16 protein-coding genes are annotated in these 16,017 nt (G+C 62.8%); 10 read left to right on the top strand and 6 right to left on the bottom strand.

The window, feature by feature from the left end:
* Nucleotides 1-61: 61 nt before the first annotated feature.
* On the bottom strand, nucleotides 62-433 hold the full coding sequence (locus L0G76_RS08590; RefSeq protein ID WP_304356879.1) for a MarR family winged helix-turn-helix transcriptional regulator: 372 nt from the start codon (nucleotides 431-433) through the stop codon (nucleotides 62-64).
* A 256-nt stretch (nucleotides 434-689) separates the two neighbouring features.
* Between L0G76_RS08590 and idi the strand changes: the two genes are divergently transcribed.
* The 9 genes from idi (at nucleotide 690) to L0G76_RS08545 (ending at nucleotide 8,367) form a co-directional block, all read left to right on the top strand.
* Complete coding sequence (gene idi / locus L0G76_RS08585; RefSeq protein WP_304356880.1) at nucleotides 690-1,232, top strand: isopentenyl-diphosphate Delta-isomerase; 543 nt, start codon at nucleotides 690-692, stop codon at nucleotides 1,230-1,232.
* The gene (locus L0G76_RS08580; protein ID WP_304356878.1) at nucleotides 1,225-2,289 is read left to right on the top strand and encodes a polyprenyl synthetase family protein; all 1,065 of its coding nucleotides are present in this window, start codon (nucleotides 1,225-1,227) and stop codon (nucleotides 2,287-2,289) included. Before idi ends, L0G76_RS08580 begins: the two co-directional genes overlap by 8 nt.
* Nucleotides 2,286-3,515, top strand: coding sequence for a cytochrome P450 (locus L0G76_RS08575; RefSeq protein ID WP_304356877.1), 1,230 nt, complete (start codon nucleotides 2,286-2,288; stop codon nucleotides 3,513-3,515). The genes L0G76_RS08580 and L0G76_RS08575 overlap by 4 nt, the downstream gene beginning before the upstream one ends.
* The gene (gene crtYc, locus L0G76_RS08570; protein ID WP_304356876.1) at nucleotides 3,512-3,865 is read left to right on the top strand and encodes a lycopene beta-cyclase subunit alpha; all 354 of its coding nucleotides are present in this window, start codon (nucleotides 3,512-3,514) and stop codon (nucleotides 3,863-3,865) included. The genes L0G76_RS08575 and crtYc overlap by 4 nt, the downstream gene beginning before the upstream one ends.
* Nucleotides 3,855-4,178: a lycopene cyclase domain-containing protein gene (locus L0G76_RS08565; RefSeq protein ID WP_304356875.1), complete on the top strand. Its 324-nt coding sequence runs from the start codon at nucleotides 3,855-3,857 to the stop codon at nucleotides 4,176-4,178. Before crtYc ends, L0G76_RS08565 begins: the two co-directional genes overlap by 11 nt.
* On the top strand, nucleotides 4,175-5,728 hold the full coding sequence (locus L0G76_RS08560) for an FAD-dependent oxidoreductase (RefSeq protein WP_304356874.1): 1,554 nt from the start codon (nucleotides 4,175-4,177) through the stop codon (nucleotides 5,726-5,728). Before L0G76_RS08565 ends, L0G76_RS08560 begins: the two co-directional genes overlap by 4 nt.
* A 141-nt stretch (nucleotides 5,729-5,869) precedes the next feature.
* Nucleotides 5,870-7,369 carry a cryptochrome/photolyase family protein gene (locus L0G76_RS08555; RefSeq protein WP_304356873.1) on the top strand — a complete coding sequence of 500 codons (1,500 nt, stop codon included), beginning with the start codon at nucleotides 5,870-5,872 and terminating at the stop codon, nucleotides 7,367-7,369.
* The gene (locus L0G76_RS08550) at nucleotides 7,366-8,193 is read left to right on the top strand and encodes an SDR family oxidoreductase (RefSeq protein ID WP_304356872.1); all 828 of its coding nucleotides are present in this window, start codon (nucleotides 7,366-7,368) and stop codon (nucleotides 8,191-8,193) included. The genes L0G76_RS08555 and L0G76_RS08550 overlap by 4 nt, the downstream gene beginning before the upstream one ends.
* 3 nt (nucleotides 8,194-8,196) lie before the next feature.
* On the top strand, nucleotides 8,197-8,367 hold the full coding sequence (locus tag L0G76_RS08545) for a transcription termination/antitermination protein NusG (RefSeq protein ID WP_172802599.1): 171 nt from the start codon (nucleotides 8,197-8,199) through the stop codon (nucleotides 8,365-8,367).
* Here the strand turns inward: L0G76_RS08545 and crtI are convergent.
* From crtI to L0G76_RS08530, 3 genes are read right to left on the bottom strand one after another with little or no spacing between them, the layout of a single operon-like run.
* Nucleotides 8,355-9,965, bottom strand: coding sequence for a phytoene desaturase family protein (crtI, locus tag L0G76_RS08540; protein ID WP_304356871.1), 1,611 nt, complete (start codon nucleotides 9,963-9,965; stop codon nucleotides 8,355-8,357). The two genes, L0G76_RS08545 and crtI, sit on opposite strands and share 13 nt — an antisense overlap.
* Nucleotides 9,962-10,858, bottom strand: a complete 897-nt coding sequence (locus L0G76_RS08535; protein ID WP_304356870.1) for a phytoene/squalene synthase family protein — start codon at nucleotides 10,856-10,858, stop codon at nucleotides 9,962-9,964. Before L0G76_RS08535 ends, crtI begins: the two co-directional genes overlap by 4 nt.
* A 14-nt stretch (nucleotides 10,859-10,872) precedes the next feature.
* Entirely contained in the window at nucleotides 10,873-12,408 is a 1,536-nt protein-coding gene (locus tag L0G76_RS08530; protein WP_304356869.1) for an SDR family oxidoreductase, read from the bottom strand.
* Between the two features lie 500 nt (nucleotides 12,409-12,908).
* Between L0G76_RS08530 and L0G76_RS08525 the strand changes: the two genes are divergently transcribed.
* The gene (locus L0G76_RS08525; RefSeq protein ID WP_231938836.1) at nucleotides 12,909-13,448 is read left to right on the top strand and encodes a MarR family winged helix-turn-helix transcriptional regulator; all 540 of its coding nucleotides are present in this window, start codon (nucleotides 12,909-12,911) and stop codon (nucleotides 13,446-13,448) included.
* A 4-nt stretch (nucleotides 13,449-13,452) separates the two neighbouring features.
* On the opposite strand, the gene L0G76_RS08520 is transcribed toward L0G76_RS08525, so the two are convergent.
* Complete coding sequence (locus L0G76_RS08520) at nucleotides 13,453-15,609, bottom strand: MMPL family transporter (protein ID WP_304356868.1); 2,157 nt, start codon at nucleotides 15,607-15,609, stop codon at nucleotides 13,453-13,455.
* An 84-nt stretch (nucleotides 15,610-15,693) separates the two neighbouring features.
* A partial coding sequence (locus tag L0G76_RS08515; RefSeq protein ID WP_304356867.1) for a hypothetical protein occupies nucleotides 15,694-16,017 on the bottom strand: 324 nt, incomplete at its 5' end.

Below are 16,017 nucleotides of genomic sequence, written 5' to 3'. Positions count from 1 at the left end.
GGCTCACCTCCTCATTCGGACCAGTGACTATCCGCAGTATCTCACCAAACGTCCGCCGAGGTCACTGCGCGGCCAAATCTCCCTGCGGTTGGTCGGCTTCAGCCAAGGCTGTGAGAAATCGGACGACGACGTCGCGCTCGTCGCTGCTCATCGCGGCAACGGCGTCAAAACGACGTGCGTGCTGGCGGCCGATCGTCTCCCGCGCTGCCCGTGCTGTCTCCGCCGTCACCTCGATGCATGTCGTCCGCCGATCCTTGGGGTGCTGAGCGCGAATCAGATGCCCTGCCACGACCAGCCGGTCGATGAGCTTCGTCGTCGAGGCGCTGGAGATTCCGACCTCATGGGCAATATCCTTCGGCGTGACCGCCCTCCCCTGCTTCTGCGCTTGCATGAGCATCCGGATGGCGCGCATGTCACTCTCATTGAGGCGCATGTATCTCCTGGACGCCTCCGACAGCGCCCGATCGGCTTCCCGCCAGTTTCGCAGCGCCTCCATGACGGACATGCACTGCGTTATTTCGGACTGCGTCAGCCGAGAACGATCGGAGAACTCGGGACCGTTCGAAAAGTAATTCAATTCCAAATCCATGGGGATTCTTCGCTCTGTGCTCGACACGATGACAGCATACCGTTGCTATGCTAGGTTAAACCTCTCGCCTGGCTAACGAAAGTGGGTTCGAACAGTGGAAATGGTTGTTCTCGTCGACCACACCGGAGACCCCATCGGTGTGCAGGACAAGGCCGAAGTCCATGGCCTGTCCACTCCACGACACCTGGCATTCTCCTGCCATGTCGTCGATGAACGTGGTCGCCTTCTCGTCACACGACGCGCACTTGAGAAGCGGACCTGGCCGGGAGTATGGACGAATTCCTTCTGCGGACACCCCGCTCCCGGCGAAACACTCAACGACGCCGTCCGTCGCCGCGCGGCATTCGAGCTCGGACTGAGCGTTGATCACATCACCTGCGCCATCCCCGACTTCGCCTACGTCGCGCGAGATGCCTCCGGAATCGAAGAGAATGAATACTGCCCCGTCTTCATCGCCCGTGCCACATCGTCGCTGACGCCGAATCCCGCCGAGGTGGCGCAGACCCAGTGGACGACGGCGGCAGAGCTGACCTCGGCGATCGACTCGGCACCCTGGGCATTCAGCCCATGGATGGTCGAACACTTCCCGGAACTCGCACCCCATCTCGCAGAGCCCATTGCCGAGGCGGGACTCAATGACTGACTCCATCACCCCACTCGATGACATCGCATTCTCGTTCCAGGACAGACTCGCGCAGGTACTCAGGGACGGCAGACGCCGTTCACGCGCCGCCTCCACACAGTACGGGCAGCTCTGGGAATCGCTGACCCGCATGGCCACCGGTGGTAAGTTGATCCGGCCGCGGCTGCTCATGGACGCACATCGCGGCCTGGGCGGCCGTGACGAGCGTGCCGCCGTCGATGCGGCATGTGCCATGCAGCTGCTGCACATCGCACTCGTCATCCACGACGACGTCATCGACAACGACACCATCCGTCGCGGTGAGGCGAATATCTCCGGGGAATTCGCCGCCGAGGCGCGGCTGCGCGGCGCCACCTCGCGCGAGGCTCACGCCTGGGGAGAGGCAACAGCGCTTCTGGGCGGTGACCTCATGCTCACCCTCGCCCATTCTCTGCTCGCCCGACTCGACGTCGACGACGCCAAACGCCGGGCCATCCTCGACATCTTCGATGACACGCTGTTCGAAAGCGCCGCAGGAGAACACTCCGACGTGTGGCTGAGCCTGCATCTGGAAGAAGCGCGATCTCAGGACGTCCTTGCGATGGCCGGCCAGAAGACCGCCGTGTACTCGTTTCAGGCTCCCCTGCTCATCGCAGCCGTTCTCGCCGGCGCCGGCAGCACCCTCACTGACGAACTGGCCGCCATCGCTTCACAGATCGGTGTGGTCTACCAGCTGCGCGACGACGTACTCGGACTGTTCGGGGACGAACGGGTGACGGGAAAGTCCTCTTTCAGCGACCTCCGTGAGGGCAAAGAGACACTTCTCATCGCCTTCGCCCGCTCCGATCCGTCCTGGACCGACGTCCGCGCCCTCTTCGGGGATAGGATGCTGAGCACCGCCGATGGCCATCGGCTGCGAAACGTCATCGAGGAATCAGGTGCACTCGTGTTCGTCGAATCCATCATCTCCGATCGCTGTGAGGACCTGTACCGACTCATCCGCGAGGCGGCTCTGCCGACCGCCTTGAGCAATCAGCTCATCGAGCTGACCTCCGAGTGCAACAGTCGCACCGCATGAACTCGACGCCCATGCGCAAAGCCGTCCGCGACGATGAGAGTCCTGGGCCCCGAATCGACTATGACCGAAACATGTGGAGAATCCGGTCATTCGAAGCGGCTCGACAGGTGCTGCGTGCACGCCATCGGACCACGCAGGCCGGATTCACCGCCGAGAAGATTCCACGGGGCTATTTTCGCCATCATCCGATCCTGATCTCCGATGGTGACGATCACGATGCGCAACGCAGAGAGGTCGCTCGGTTCTTCGCCCCCGCTGTGGTCACTGCGAAGTACGGAGACTTCATCAATGACCGTGCTCAGGCCCTCGTCGACACCGCCCTTGCAGAGGGCAGATGCCGCCTCGACGAGGTGGCTCTGCATTATTCGGTCGCCGTCACCGCTGAGGTGGTGGGGTTGACCGAGTCACCCACCGACGCCATGGCCAAACGTCTCGTCGGGTTCTTCAGGCAGCCCCCTGTCGATCTCTCCGCTCCCTCGATGGGACGCACACGTCGACAGTGGATCCAGGCCGCAGTCAACGGCCTCGTCCCGATCGCACAGTTCTACAGCAACGATGTTCGACCAGCGATTCGGGCCCGCGGCAGACAGCGTCGCGACGATGTTCTGTCTCATCTGCTGGCCTCCGGCTACAACACCGCGGACATCCTGGTCGAATGCGTGACCTACGGCACCGCAGGCATGGTCACCACGCGCGAATTCATTTCAATGGCGTGTTGGCACCTGCTGACGAATCCCGAATTGGGGCATGAGTATGCTGCGGCCCCACAGTCGACCAGGCTGAGGATGCTGGAGGAGATCATTCGTCTCGACCCTGTGGTCGGCCATCTCTACCGGCGGGCACACGGCGATATCACCATCACAGACGAGGGACGTGAGCACACCATCTCCGAAGGCGACCTGGTCGACGTGTGCGTGAGGCAGACCAACACCGATCCACATGTGATGGGAACAGACCCGAACTCGATCTGCCCCGGACGCGAGCTGGGACAGGGGACGCCGACGACGGGATTGGCCTTCAGCGATGGCGCGCACAAATGCCCCGGCCAGCCGTTGGCCCTCTACGAGACCGATGCCCTCCTGCACAGGCTCCTGGCCGCTCGACCGCGCATTCTCCGTGAGCCTTCGATCAGCTGGGACAACGTCATCGAAGGATATCGCCTGCGCGGCTTGGACCTGAGCCTGATGACGAGGTCACGTCCTGCGACCACGAGAAAGACGACATGAGCTCATTCGAATACCTGCTGCTGATGGGCGCGTGCCTGTTGATCACGCTTCCGCTGGAGCTGCTGTTCTCTGCCCGGGTCTATCGCCGCTGGAAGGTGCTGATCGGAGCTCTCATCCCGATCGTCCTCGTCTTCTCGCTCTGGGACATCGTCGCCATCTCCCGCGAGCATTGGGCCTACAATCCGAAATTCGTCACAGGTGTCCACCTCGGCAATCTGCCGCTGGAGGAACTCGTCTTCTTCATCGTCATCCCAATCTGCGCGCTGCTGAGCTACGAAGCTGTGGGCACCGTGCTCGAATTCTTCGCAAAGAAGGCCAAGAGCCGGAAGGGAGGCAACGATGGTGCCTGAATACACGCTGATGACGATAGTCGGAATGCTGGTCGTCATCGGGCTCGAGGTCTTCGTCTTTCGCAGCGGAATCTTCCGACGGGCGAAATACTGGGCTGCGCTCGCCATCTGCCTGGGATTCCAATGTCTGGTCGACGGATGGCTGACCAAACTGAGCGACCCCATTGTCATCTACAACCCGTCCGAGTTCCTGAATCTGCGTTTCCCCTGGGACATCCCGATCGAAGACTTCGGATTCGGATTCGCCATGATCACCGCGGTTCTCATGCTGTGGCAATGGCAGCTCAATCGTTCGAAGAAGGGCACAGAATGACACCCGGATCACGACCGAGAGATCGCTTCGCTGAGACCATCCCGGCCCCGCAGGGACGGCCCCGCCCGCTCAGACCCAAACGGGTCACCGTCATCGGCGGAGGCATCGCGGGACTCGCCGCGGCAACGATCCTCGCCGAACACGGCGTCAAGGTCACGGTGATCGAGAAGAACAACCACCTCGGCGGGCGTGTGGCCGCGTGGCCGGTCGAGGCCGATCGGACCATGAGCCGAGGATTCCACGCCTTCTTTCGGCAGTACTACAACCTTCGCGATCTGCTCAGTCGGGCAGATCCCGAGCTCCACCGCCTGCAACCCGTCGACGACTACCCCCTCATCCATCGCCGAGGCTCTCGGGACACCTTCGCCTCGATCCCCCGGACTCCGCCGTTCAATCTCATCGGATTCGTCTGGCAGAGTCCGACCTTCCCCCTGCGCAGACTCCTCGAGGTCGACATTCCGGCCGCGGTGGAACTCATCGACGTCGAGTTTCCCGCGAGCTATCGACGCTACGACGGTGAGTCCGCGGCCGATTTCCTCGACCGACTGCGCTTCCCCGACGAGGCCCGACATCTGGCCCTGGAAGTGTTCGCACGCTCGTTCTTCGCCGATCCGGAAGATTTCTCCGCCGGTGAGCTCATCGCCATGTTCCACACCTACTTCACCGGATCGGCGGAGGGGCTGCTCTTCGACGTCCCGGTCGATGACTACGACACTGCTCTCTGGGCTCCGCTGGCCGACTATCTCACCGAACTGGGGGTGCAGATCCACACCGGTGAGATGGTGACCTCGCTTGAATCCACGTCCTCGGGCTGGACGGTGTCGACCGGCGGCCATGATGTCCACAGCGATGCTGTCGTCCTCGCCGCCGATCCCGCGCGAGCCCGCGAGCTGCTGAGGGGCAGCCGCGACTCGATCGTGCGCGCCGCTCCAGCCGCACAACGGTGGCTTGAGAACATCGACTCGCTGACCAACGCTCCCGCCTTCGCTGTGCTCCGGCTCTGGCTCGGTGCGCCCGTGGCTGACAATCGGTCGGCGTTCCTGGGCACCAGCGGATACGACGTCCTCGACAATGTCTCGGTGCTCGAACGCTTCGAGGACGGGGCCAGCCGGTGGGCGCAATCCCACAACGGTTCAGTCCTGGAACTCCACGCCTATGCCCTCGACATCGACGCCGATCCTTCAGAGCAGGACAGGGCGAGCATCGTGGCCCGTCTGCTCTCGGACTTGCATCAGGTCTACCCCGAAACCACCCATCTGCCCATCGTGGACCAGGAGCTGCTCATCGAGGCAGACTGCGCATTGACGGACACCCGCCCGTGGGATGAGCGGCCCGAAGCCGCCACCCCGATTCCTGGGCTGGTCGTCGCCGGTGACTATGTGCGCTGCAATCTCCCTGTGGCACTGATGGAACGCGCCGCGACGACCGGATACATGGCGGCCAATCACCTGCTCTCGTCGTGGAGGGTCGAGGGGACCGCGCTGCGGTCACCACCGACTCGCGGACTGCTGAGACGCGGCATGCTGGGGCGAATGAGGAGACGTCGATGACCGCCGATGGGAAACGCTTCATCATTCCGTGGGATTCGCGACTGCCCTCAATGCGGAGATCCTCCGTCTCAATCCGGACGAAACGCGTCGGTGCCTGATGCACGATCGAGGTCTGACGCACGCTCGAACGGGCGGTCACTGATGGGCGCAACCGACGACGACCTCACCCTGGTGTGGTTTCGTGATGACCTGCGTGTGAGCGACCACGCAGCGCTCACGGCGGCGCGTGCCGATGGCCGCGTCATCGCCGTGTGGATCCGTGAGGTCCGCGACGACGAGGGACTGGGGCCCAGACCGATGGGCGGGGCAAGCCGGTGGTGGGCACATGAATCTCTGGCCGTTCTCCACCAAGAGCTCTCTGACCTGGGAATTCCTCTGCTCTTCGCCGCAGGTGAGGCTGCTGTGATCATTCCGCAACTGGCCGGCAGCCTCGGCGCCGGTGCACTCCGGTGGTCACGCCGTTACGCCCCCGCCTCCCGGGCGCTGGACAGCCAGATCAAGACCGTGCTGAGCGATCAGGGCTTCGTCGTCCATTCCCACGGCGGGTCCCTCCTCGTCGAACCCTGGACGGCCGCACCTCAGGGCGGTGACCACTACAAGGTCTTCACCCCGTTCTGGAAGGCCGTGTCAGGTCGCGAGGTCGGTGACGCGCTGCCGACGCCGCAACCACAGTCACCTCTGGACCCGGCTCTGGTGGAATCGGCACGAGACTGCACTGCCGTGACCGACCTCGACGGCCTGGGACTCCGCGACGGCACGGGCACCGGTTCAGGAGAATTCGCCGCAGCCCGCGGCCCCCGGTGGTGGCAGGACACCATCGCCGGCCACTGGTCGCCGGGAACCAGGGCCGCTGCCGCCCAGCTTGAGGATCTGGCGGAGGGCATCGACGGCTACAGCACCACCAGGGACGTTCCCTCGGATGCGCAGAGCACCTCTCGACTCTCGCCGAGGCTGCGATACGGAGAACTGTCACCGCGACAGCTGCTCCACGCCGCTCGGACGACGACATCCGTGACCCCGGACGATCGCGCAGCGTGGATTCGTCAGCTCTACTGGCGCGAGTTCTCCTGGCATCTGACCTACCACTACCCCGACATCGACTACGCGCCGATGAGAAGTGAGTTCCGAAACTTCCCCTACGAAGACGACGGTGAGGCTCTGGCCCGTTGGAGGTCGGGGACCACCGGCTATCCACTCGTCGATGCAGGAATGGCCCAGCTGTGGGAGACAGGCTGGATGCACAATCGGGTTCGCATGGTCACTGCAAGCTTCCTCACCAAGAACCTCCTCCAGCATTGGTGGTGCGGAGAACAATGGTTCTGGGACACCCTCGTCGACGCCGATGAAGCCAACAACCCGGTGTCCTGGCAGTGGGTCGCCGGCAGCGGTGCCGATGCCGCTCCCTATTTCCGTGTATTCAATCCCGAACGTCAACGCGAACGCTTCGACCCCGACGACGCCTATATCGACGACTGGCTTCCCTATACCCCGGAGACCGCGCCCGCTCCCATCGTCGGTCTCGCGGATTCGCGGCAGGCGGCACTGAGTGCCTACGATCACATGAAGAATGTGTCAGCAGGACCTGTCTGCGCAGGATCCGCGTCCGGAGAGGATGATGACACGAAGGAGGTCCGAACATGAGGGTGCTTCTGGCAGGATGCGGTGATCTCGGAACGCGATTGGGACTGCGGCTGGTGCGAAGCGGCCACGAGGTCATCGGTGCGCGCCGACACCCTGGCCAGCTTCCCGACTCATTCGAAACGCTTGCTGTGGACCTCAACAACCCCGGTGACACCACCATCGACGACATTGACTCGGTGGTCATCACGCTGACTCCCGATGACTATTCCGATGCGGGCTATGAGCAGACGTATCGCCGCGGAGTCGAAGGCCTGATCAGCATCCTGCGCTCCCGACCCAAGCGGGTGATCCTCGTGTCCTCGACTCGAGTCCTCGGCAGTGCGTCGCCCGGCGAGACTGCGAACGAGGACACTGTGCCCCGCCCTGGCTCAGGCCCTGCCCGCACTCTCTGGGAGACCGAGCAGCTCATTCGCAGCACGTTCGCATCCGCCTCAATCGTTCGGGCCGCCGGGATCTATGGTCGCGAGGGCTCTCGGCTCGTCGACGGAGTCCTCTCCGGCCGAGCCGTGAACTACCGACGGTGGACGAATCGCGTTCACCACCGTGATCTCATCCGAGGCCTGGAAGCTCTCCTGTTCGCCCCTGACCCACCTCAGCTCCTGCACGCCGCGGACTCGTGTCCGGTCCAGCTGGGCGAGGTCGTCGAATATCTGGCCTCCGCGCTGAACGTCTCGCCTCCACCAGATCTGAGGGCAGAACCCGAAGCGGGAAGACGGATCGAGAACACCCGGTTCCATGACTTCCTCGGATCGTTGGACTTCCCCACCTTCCGCGACGGATACTCGCACCAGTTGCACGGTCCCGAGCCAGCGGGCCTAAACTGAGGTATGGCTGAATTCAACACAGGCGACACCGTGACGATCACCGGCGAACCCATGAACGGCAGCACCGGCAAGATCGAAGTCTTCGACGAAGAACGAGGCAAGTACCTCGTTCGAGTCAATGACCTCGCGCAGCACTACTACAGCGCAGATGAGCTCGAGCCCTACAACGGCTGAGACACCGCTGTCTCGAAGGGATCATCGTCGATGGGCAGCGGTCCCGGACTTGAGTCCCCTCGAATGCGCTTGAGGACCAGTTCAGCGCTGATCAGACACATCGGCACGCCGACGCCGGGAGCGGTCGTCGCACCTGCGTAGTAGAGTCCCTCCACCTTGTTGGAGACATTCTGCTGGCGGAACATCGCACTCTGCCGCAGCGTATGGGCGGGCCCGAGCATGCCCCCGAGCCACGAATTGTAGCTGCTGGAGAAGTCTGTCGGCCCCTGTGTCTGCCGAAACCTGATCCGATCTCTCAGGTCAGGGATGTCGGCCCACTGGGCAACCTGATCGATGGCTCGATCCGCTGCACGTTCGATGCGCGGATCCCCCTGCCCATCGCGGCCGCCCGCGCCCAGTCCGGCATCGGCCGGCACGGGGATGAGGATGAAGAGATTCTCGTGGTCGGGCGGTGCCACGCTCGGATCACTGTGGCTGGGCTTGCACACATAGGCCGAGGCCGGGGAGGAGATCTTCGGTCGAGGCCCGAAGATGTCGTCGAAGTTGGTCGACCAGTCGTCGGTGAAGAACAGTGAGTGATGTGGAAGCTGCGGGATCTCTCCCTCGACTCCGAGGAAGACCAGAATCGCGCCCGGGCCGCTTGTCACCCTCTCCCACCAGCTCTCCGGGCGGCTCTGATCGACATGGTCCAGGAGCCGAGTCTCCGTGTGGTGGAGATCAGCGGCGGAGACGACGACATCGCAGCGGTGCTCGTGCTTCCGGCCCTCCTGGTCCGCCCAGGCGAGGCCGGTGACTTTCCGGCGTCGACCTCTCTGCGGGACGGCAGATATGTGTCTGACTGCAGCGTTGGTGTGCACTCGGACCCCGGATTCGTCGACGATGCGGGTCAAGGCGTCGACGATGGTCCTGAACCCTCCCATGGGGTACTGGACCCCGTCGCCAAGGTCCAGAGCGCTCATCAGATGGTAGATCGCCGGCGCCTTCCGCGGGTCCGTACCGAGGAAGATCGCCGGGTACTGGAGGATCTGTCGCAGCACGGGATGCCGCACCGAGGTGGAGGAGAAGCGTTCAAGAGATGTCCCGAGCAGACGCACCAGAGTCGGGAGCGCGGTCATGATCTCGGACCGAAGCATCGACATCGGCGAGGTGAAGGGGTTGTAGAGAAAGTAGTCGATCGCCATGTTCTTGGTGCGGTTGGCCGATGCCAGATATCGGTTCAGAGAACGGCCGCTGCCCCGCTCGATGCGTTCGAAGGCCTCGAGCACCTGGGCTTGGCCCTGCGGAATCGTGATCGTCTGTGCGTGTGAGGATGCCGAGGCGGGGCTGAAGACGGTGTAGGCGGGGTCGAGGGTGCGCAGATCCAGTTCGGCGGCGGCTGTGGTTCCGACGAGGTTGAAGAAATGTTCGAAGACCTCCGGCATCAAGTACCAGGACGGTCCGGTGTCGAACCGATAACCGTCCCGCTCGATCGAACCGATACGACCGCCGAGAGTCGAATTCTGCTCGAAGAGATCGACCGTGTGTCCCTCGCGCGCCAAGAGTGCGGCAGTGGCCAACCCTGCGGCTCCGCCACCGATGACACCGATGCGTCGCGTCATGGCCGCCCCTCCCTCACTGTGGAGAGGATGGCTCGCGATACAAGCCTAGCTTTCACCACGTTGGGCACGCGCACGCGCTCCTGATACAGGCGATCAACGGGGGTGACTGCGATCCTGTCGTTGAGAGCGGCGAAGAGCGCCGCGGCAGTTCTCACCGCTGTTCTGGCGTCCTTCGGCAGCAGGGAGAACGTGGCCTGAGCGTGTGCGAGCTGCTGCCGGATTGTGATCACCCACGCGGTCTTATCAGAATCCGAGAGTCGACTCTCAGCGGTGAGATAGCTGCGATGCAGCCGCACACTGTCGTCGGCCAGGTCGCGGAGGAAATTGATGTTCTGAAACGCCGCCCCGAGCTGCCGCGCACCGAATTCCAGGGCCTCAACCTGGGCAGGGGTGCGGTCCTGATCGCTGAGGAAGACCTTGAGGCACATGAGGCCGACCACCTCGGCGGAGCCGTAGACGTAATCCCGATGTTCGTCCGCGAGGAGGCCACGGACGGGTGCGGGAGGATCATTTGGGGTGCCCACATCTGCTCGCATTGAGGCGAAGAACGGCTCGATGAGGTCAAACGTGATTCCGGTCGTCCTGGCTGTCTGGGCAAACGCGTGGATGACGAGGTTGTCACTGATGCCGAATCGCAGTGCGCTGCGGGTTGCATCAGCGAAGTTGTCTAGCAGTTCACGCTGCTCGCTCGCATCGAGTCCTGCGTCAGCGGCGAGACCATCAACGATCTCATCGGCGATCCTCACGAGGGCATAGATGTTGCGGATATGGTGCCGGCGGGCGGGGCCGAGGAGCCTTGTGGCCAGTCCGAAAGACGTCGAATAGTTCGAAATGACGGCCTCGGCCGCCTGCTGTGCCGTGTGGCTGAACACCTGATGCGTCGGTGAGAACATAATCGCTAGCTTAGCTAACGATCAAGTTCTCTGCGTCGATCGAGGTGAGATTTTTTCGCCGCCCGGGCGATGTTCTTCGCCATGGCAGGAAAGATGAACCGGTGAAATGGTGAGACGAATGCCCAGTAGACCCGGCCGCGGACACCCTTGGGAATGAAGATCGCTCGCTGCCTGAATTCGCAGCCGCGCCCGGCATCGGTGGTGGTGAATTCGAGCCAGGCGCTGCCCGAGACCCGCATCTCCGCTCGCAGGAGGAGTCGATGTTCAGGCTCGAGTTCTTCGACCCGCCACCAGTCGACCGGGTCGCCGACCCGAAGCCGGTCGGGCAGCCGCCGCCCGCGGTTGAGGCCGGCACCTCCCACGATCTTGTCCCAGACTCCGCGCACCTTCCATGCCAGCGGCCACGAGTACCAGCCATTCCGCCCTCCGATGCTTTCGATGACGGGCCAGATCCGCTCGGAGGTCAGCTCAGGAAAGTGCAGTGTCCGGTCGTCGGTGAAGACGCGCTCTCCAGCCCATTCGGGGTCACTGGGCAGCGGCTTCGCGGCCTGGGCCAGTTCACCGGCATCGGCATCCCAATTGGTGTCGACGGCCCCTTCGGCTTCGCGCAGCAGAGCCAGACGCACGGACTGCTCGAAGTCGAGCAGACCGTCTGGAGGAGGAGATATCACCGCGTCGACATCGCGGTCTTTGGTCACAGCGTCCTCTTGCAGCGACTGGACGAGCGGCAGTGTCAGCGTGAACGGCAGCGGGGTGACGAGGCCGACCCAGATTCCGGAGAGCGTGGGTGCAGGAAGAGGCAGAGTGAGGACGTGCCGGGGCTTGAGCCCAGCGATCGCAGCGAATCGCTTCATGATCTCGGCGTATCTGAGGACATCATGGGATCCGATGTCGAACGCACGATTGACGTCGGAGTCGATGTCGACGGCCTGGAGGAGGTAGTAGAGCACATCACGGACCGCCAGCGGCTCGACGTGATTGGTGACCCACCTCGGCGCCGGCATCAGTCTCAAGGTCAGGGCGAGGTGACGCACCATCTCGAAGGAGGCCGATCCTGATCCGATGATGATGCCCGCCTGGAAAGCGACGGCGGGCACAGGCGAGTCGATGAGAATCCGGCCGACCTGCGCCCGCGACCGCATGTGCATGGACAAGTTGGCCTTGTCGGGATGGAGTCCTCCGAGGTAGACGATGCGGCGAACACCGGCGGCTTCTGCCGCTTCGGCTACCCGCCTGGCCGTTGCGGCCTCCTTCTCTTCGAAGTTGCGCCCCGATCCCATCGAATGGACCAGGTGGTGGATGACATCGGCCCCGGTTGCCGCCTCGACGAGGCCGTCCCCATCGTCGAGGTCGACGCGATGGATGTCGACGTCATCGGCCCATGGCACCTGTTCGAGCTTGTGCGGCGATCTCACGGCGACGCGAACGCGGTGACCGGCCTGCAGGAGGCGAGGGACGAGCCGTCCCCCGATGTAGCCGGTGGCTCCGAGCACCAGGACCGTGCGGGGATGAGGCGATGGTTCGATGGTTTCGGGTTGAGATTGCGGCATGGGCACGTCCTCAGGGGTCATCACAATGGGGCGCAGATGCCTGTCACTGTGCATCGGTTCCTGGTGCCCAGGTCACTGAGTTCTTCGATCATGATCACACCGTTCTTCATCGAGCCTGACTGCTGAAACCATACTGCTCGGCACATCGCGTCACTCCACCTGCGAAGCTGCGAAGCTGCGAAGGGCCACGCTGTCACCATAAGCGCGATTCGTTAGCCTGGCTAGTGGATGACAGAGGCGACTTCCCGTGCGCCCGAGGTGATCACCCTGACACGCAGGGGTTGACCGATAAGCTGCACCGCTTCTCGGCGGGCAAGAAGTATTCCCTGCTGATGGTGTTCACAGAACATCGGCACTGTGCTGCTGAAGTCACTCTGGGTTCACGACCACCATGTGCCCAGGGTCACGGAACCTCAGCGACTATGATGGGTTCTGGCGATCTGCGACGAGTCCACATGGCTCGACGATGAAACACGCCAGGGGCAACAGCGGGGTATGTGGTGGCGAACATTGAGAAGTCAGCGGTCTACGATGTTGACTCGAGTGATCCGCAGCAGAAGCTCATTGATCGATCGAGCATGTCAGCCGCGGCTGTGGCTCAGATCGGTGAACTCATGACCGCCTTCGGTGAGCTTCGCGAAGCCGAACAGGCTATGTCAGAGGCCTCTCAGCAGTACATGAAACTCAACGCCACAGACATGAGGGCCATCCACTACCTCATCATCTGCTCTCACCGTGATGTCGTAGGCACACCCGGAGGCATCGCCGAGCACCTGGGCATCTCGAACTCGGCGACGACGAAGCTGCTCGCTCGATTAGAACTCGCCGGGCACATCGAACGAGCCCCTCACCCAGATGATCGCAGAGCTCAGAAAGTCAGTGTCACGCCGCACACCTACACTTCGGCGATCGAGACTGTAGGACGCCAACAGTCTCGACGCTTCCACGCGGCAGCACGGCTGACCTCAGCCGAACGCGAAGTGGTGATCCGCTTCCTCCGTGAGACGAAGAAGGACATGACCGCCCCCGAGGCAGAGTGAACTCTCAGTGCTTGCTGGTCTTGGCCAGGCGCGATGGCCACCACAGACGATCCCCGATCCACAGCGACAGAGCCGGCACCAGCAACGTCCGCACGATCAGAGCATCGAGGAGGACACCGAGCGAGACGATGATTGCCAATTGGAGGAGGAACTGGATGGGAATGACGAGCAGCGCCGCGAAGGTCGCTGCGAGTACGATTCCTGCACTTGTGATCACCCCTCCCGTCACCGACAGTCCGCGCAGGGTGCCTTCCCGGGTTCTGTGGGTGATGGTTTCTTCGCGAACGCGGGTCATCAGGAAGATGTTGTAGTCGATTCCCAATGCCACGAGGAACACGAAGGCGTACAGCGGTACCGAAGGGTCTGATTGCGGCTGCCCGATCAGACGGAAGATGACAGCGCTGACTCCCAACGCCGTGCCGAAGCTCAAGACCGTCGTCGCCAGCAGCAGCACCGGCGCGACCAGGGATCTCAGCAGCAGGGCAAGCATGATGGTGATGACGATGAGAACGATGGGAATGATCACCGTTCTGTCTCGTGATGACGTCTCATTCGTATCGAGATCAACAGCAGTGCTGCCACCGACCAGTGCCTGAGTCGGGGACAAGTGCTCACGCAGGTCTTCAATGGTTCCTTCGGCTTCGAGCGAGTCGGCAGGAGCCGACAGAGTCAGGGAGAACATGATGTCACCGTTGATCTCCGTCGGTTCTGCCGCCGGCGGTCCCGGTCGTGAATCCGTGATGGCTTTGCCAGTGTCGTCAATCGGCGTCGTGCCCGATGGGGAATCCTGGGCGACCAGAGAGACGTCGTCGATACCGTCTGCAGACGAAATTACTTCAGCGACCTCTCGACGCTCGTCACTTGGTGCGAGCACGTACGCGGGATTGCCTGCCCCGCCGGCGAAGTGATCGTCGATGACTGCCTGACCGTCGCGTGCTTGGCTGTCCCCGAGGACGAACTCACTTTGTGCGACACCATTGGCATCAAGGAATACCAAGCCTGCGCATCCCACGACGAGAACGAGCGTGACCCCGGCGACCAATCGACGTGGGCCTCTGGCGACGAACCGACCCACCCCCGGCCAGAATCCTGTGGCGCCCGGACCGGTGAGCACCGGGTGCTCGGTGCCATACTTGGGTCCCCGCGGCCAGAACGACGCTCGCCCGAAGACAGCGAGCATGGCCGGCAGGAAGGTCAATGTGGTGAGCATGGCACACGCGATTCCGACGGCCGCCACCGGGCCGAGTGCGGAGTTCGATCCGAGGTCGGACAGGAGAAGGCACAAGAGGCCGACGATCACGGTTCCACCCGACGCCAGGATCGGTTCGAATACCCCGCGCATCGCCTTCCACGCGGCGAGGGAAGGGGTGGAAGTGTCCCGCAGCTCTTCTCGGCAGCGGGCGATGTAAAGCAATGAGTAGTCGGTGGCGGCCCCGATGACCAGAATGAAGAGAATGCCTTGGACCTGCCCGTTGAGTGTGACAACTCCTTCACGAGCCAACGCGACATTGATCAGCACCGCTGCGCAGAGAGCCGTGAGTGAGCTGACGAGCACAAGGATCGGCAACAAAGGTGAGCGGTAGACGATGACGAGAATGACGAAGACGACGGCGAGTGCGACGAGGAGCAGAATTCCGTCGATCCCACTGAAGGCCTCTTGCAGATCAGCACTGAATCCTGCGGGCCCACTGACCCAGAAATCGAGACCGGAGAGTTCCTGTCCCGCGTCTTCCTCCAACTGCGTGACAACATCGCCGATCTCGGCATCGGCGGGAATCGACACAACGAGTTGTGCCGCTTCCTTGTCATCCGAAGAGATGACCGGGGAGGACTCGGCGCCCTGAATGACATCGGCAGCGCGTTCAGCCAGGCGCTCGAGCCCCGCCTGGTCAGCGTCGGTGAGGCCGCCTTGGCGTTCGGCAACGATGATCGCTGGGACCGCGTCTGATCCGGTGAACTCAGTGATCTCGTTCTGGACTTTGGTCGATTCTGCGCTCGAGGGCAGGAAGGACGACCGCTCATCGGTGGCGACTTCGTCAATCGATCCGAAGCTCATCCCACCAAATCCGAATACTGCCAGCCACAGGAGAATGAGGGCCGCAGGGACAAGAATGCGCACGATCCGTCGCGGAAGCCGCGACGACTCCAACTTCTCTTTCATCTGGCTAGTATTTCACCTGGTGTAATTAATTACCAAGTACGCGTGGCCGCGAGAAACCGGTCACCCCATGCCCCTGTCCGCCCATCACCAGGGATTCGCCAGCTGCCACTGCTCGAACCAGTACCTGTCACCCTGATAGTGCGACTTGGAGGGCCTGCATCCCTTGAGATCCGAGTGCTCGTCCAACCATGTGCGCACCAGGCCCGGCACCTCCTCCATCCGGTCACGCCAGTCGTCGAGTGGCAGCAGCAGAACCGTGCCGTCGTCTGACGTCAGCCGGCAGGAGTAGGTCGGCAGCCCCTCGGTGTTCTGCGAATGCGTATAGCTGATCTGCTCGCAGCCCGTGGTGAGGTAGAAGCGGATGTACTCCCCCGACACGTCGGAGCACAGCGACTTGAAGTCCTGGTA

Source organism: Brevibacterium picturae (genome assembly GCF_030453725.1).
Taxonomy (GTDB): Bacteria; Actinomycetota; Actinomycetes; order Actinomycetales; family Brevibacteriaceae; genus Brevibacterium; species Brevibacterium sandarakinum_A.
The sequence above is the reverse complement of the archived record's forward strand: the minus strand, read 5'-3'. Positions and strand labels throughout refer to the sequence as shown.

What these genes read in the sequence shown, in the direction of transcription:
- L0G76_RS08560 (WP_304356874.1), top strand. Translation starts at nt 4,175, where the DNA reads ATGACACCCGGATCACGACCGAGAGATCGCTTCGCTGAGACCATCCCG.
- L0G76_RS08565 (WP_304356875.1), top strand. Translation starts at nt 3,855, where the DNA reads ATGGTGCCTGAATACACGCTGATGACGATAGTCGGAATGCTGGTCGTC.
- L0G76_RS08535 (WP_304356870.1), bottom strand. Translation starts at nt 10,858, where the DNA reads ATGTTCTCACCGACGCATCAGGTGTTCAGCCACACGGCACAGCAGGCG.
- L0G76_RS08575 (WP_304356877.1), top strand. Translation starts at nt 2,286, where the DNA reads ATGAACTCGACGCCCATGCGCAAAGCCGTCCGCGACGATGAGAGTCCT.
- L0G76_RS08520 (WP_304356868.1), bottom strand. Translation starts at nt 15,609, where the DNA reads ATGAAAGAGAAGTTGGAGTCGTCGCGGCTTCCGCGACGGATCGTGCGC.
- L0G76_RS08545 (WP_172802599.1), top strand. Translation starts at nt 8,197, where the DNA reads ATGGCTGAATTCAACACAGGCGACACCGTGACGATCACCGGCGAACCC.
- L0G76_RS08550 (WP_304356872.1), top strand. Translation starts at nt 7,366, where the DNA reads ATGAGGGTGCTTCTGGCAGGATGCGGTGATCTCGGAACGCGATTGGGA.
- crtYc (WP_304356876.1), top strand. Translation starts at nt 3,512, where the DNA reads ATGAGCTCATTCGAATACCTGCTGCTGATGGGCGCGTGCCTGTTGATC.
- L0G76_RS08530 (WP_304356869.1), bottom strand. Translation starts at nt 12,408, where the DNA reads ATGCCGCAATCTCAACCCGAAACCATCGAACCATCGCCTCATCCCCGC.
- L0G76_RS08580 (WP_304356878.1), top strand. Translation starts at nt 1,225, where the DNA reads ATGACTGACTCCATCACCCCACTCGATGACATCGCATTCTCGTTCCAG.
- L0G76_RS08555 (WP_304356873.1), top strand. Translation starts at nt 5,870, where the DNA reads ATGGGCGCAACCGACGACGACCTCACCCTGGTGTGGTTTCGTGATGAC.
- idi (WP_304356880.1), top strand. Translation starts at nt 690, where the DNA reads ATGGTTGTTCTCGTCGACCACACCGGAGACCCCATCGGTGTGCAGGAC.
- crtI (WP_304356871.1), bottom strand. Translation starts at nt 9,965, where the DNA reads ATGACGCGACGCATCGGTGTCATCGGTGGCGGAGCCGCAGGGTTGGCC.
- L0G76_RS08590 (WP_304356879.1), bottom strand. Translation starts at nt 433, where the DNA reads ATGCGCCTCAATGAGAGTGACATGCGCGCCATCCGGATGCTCATGCAA.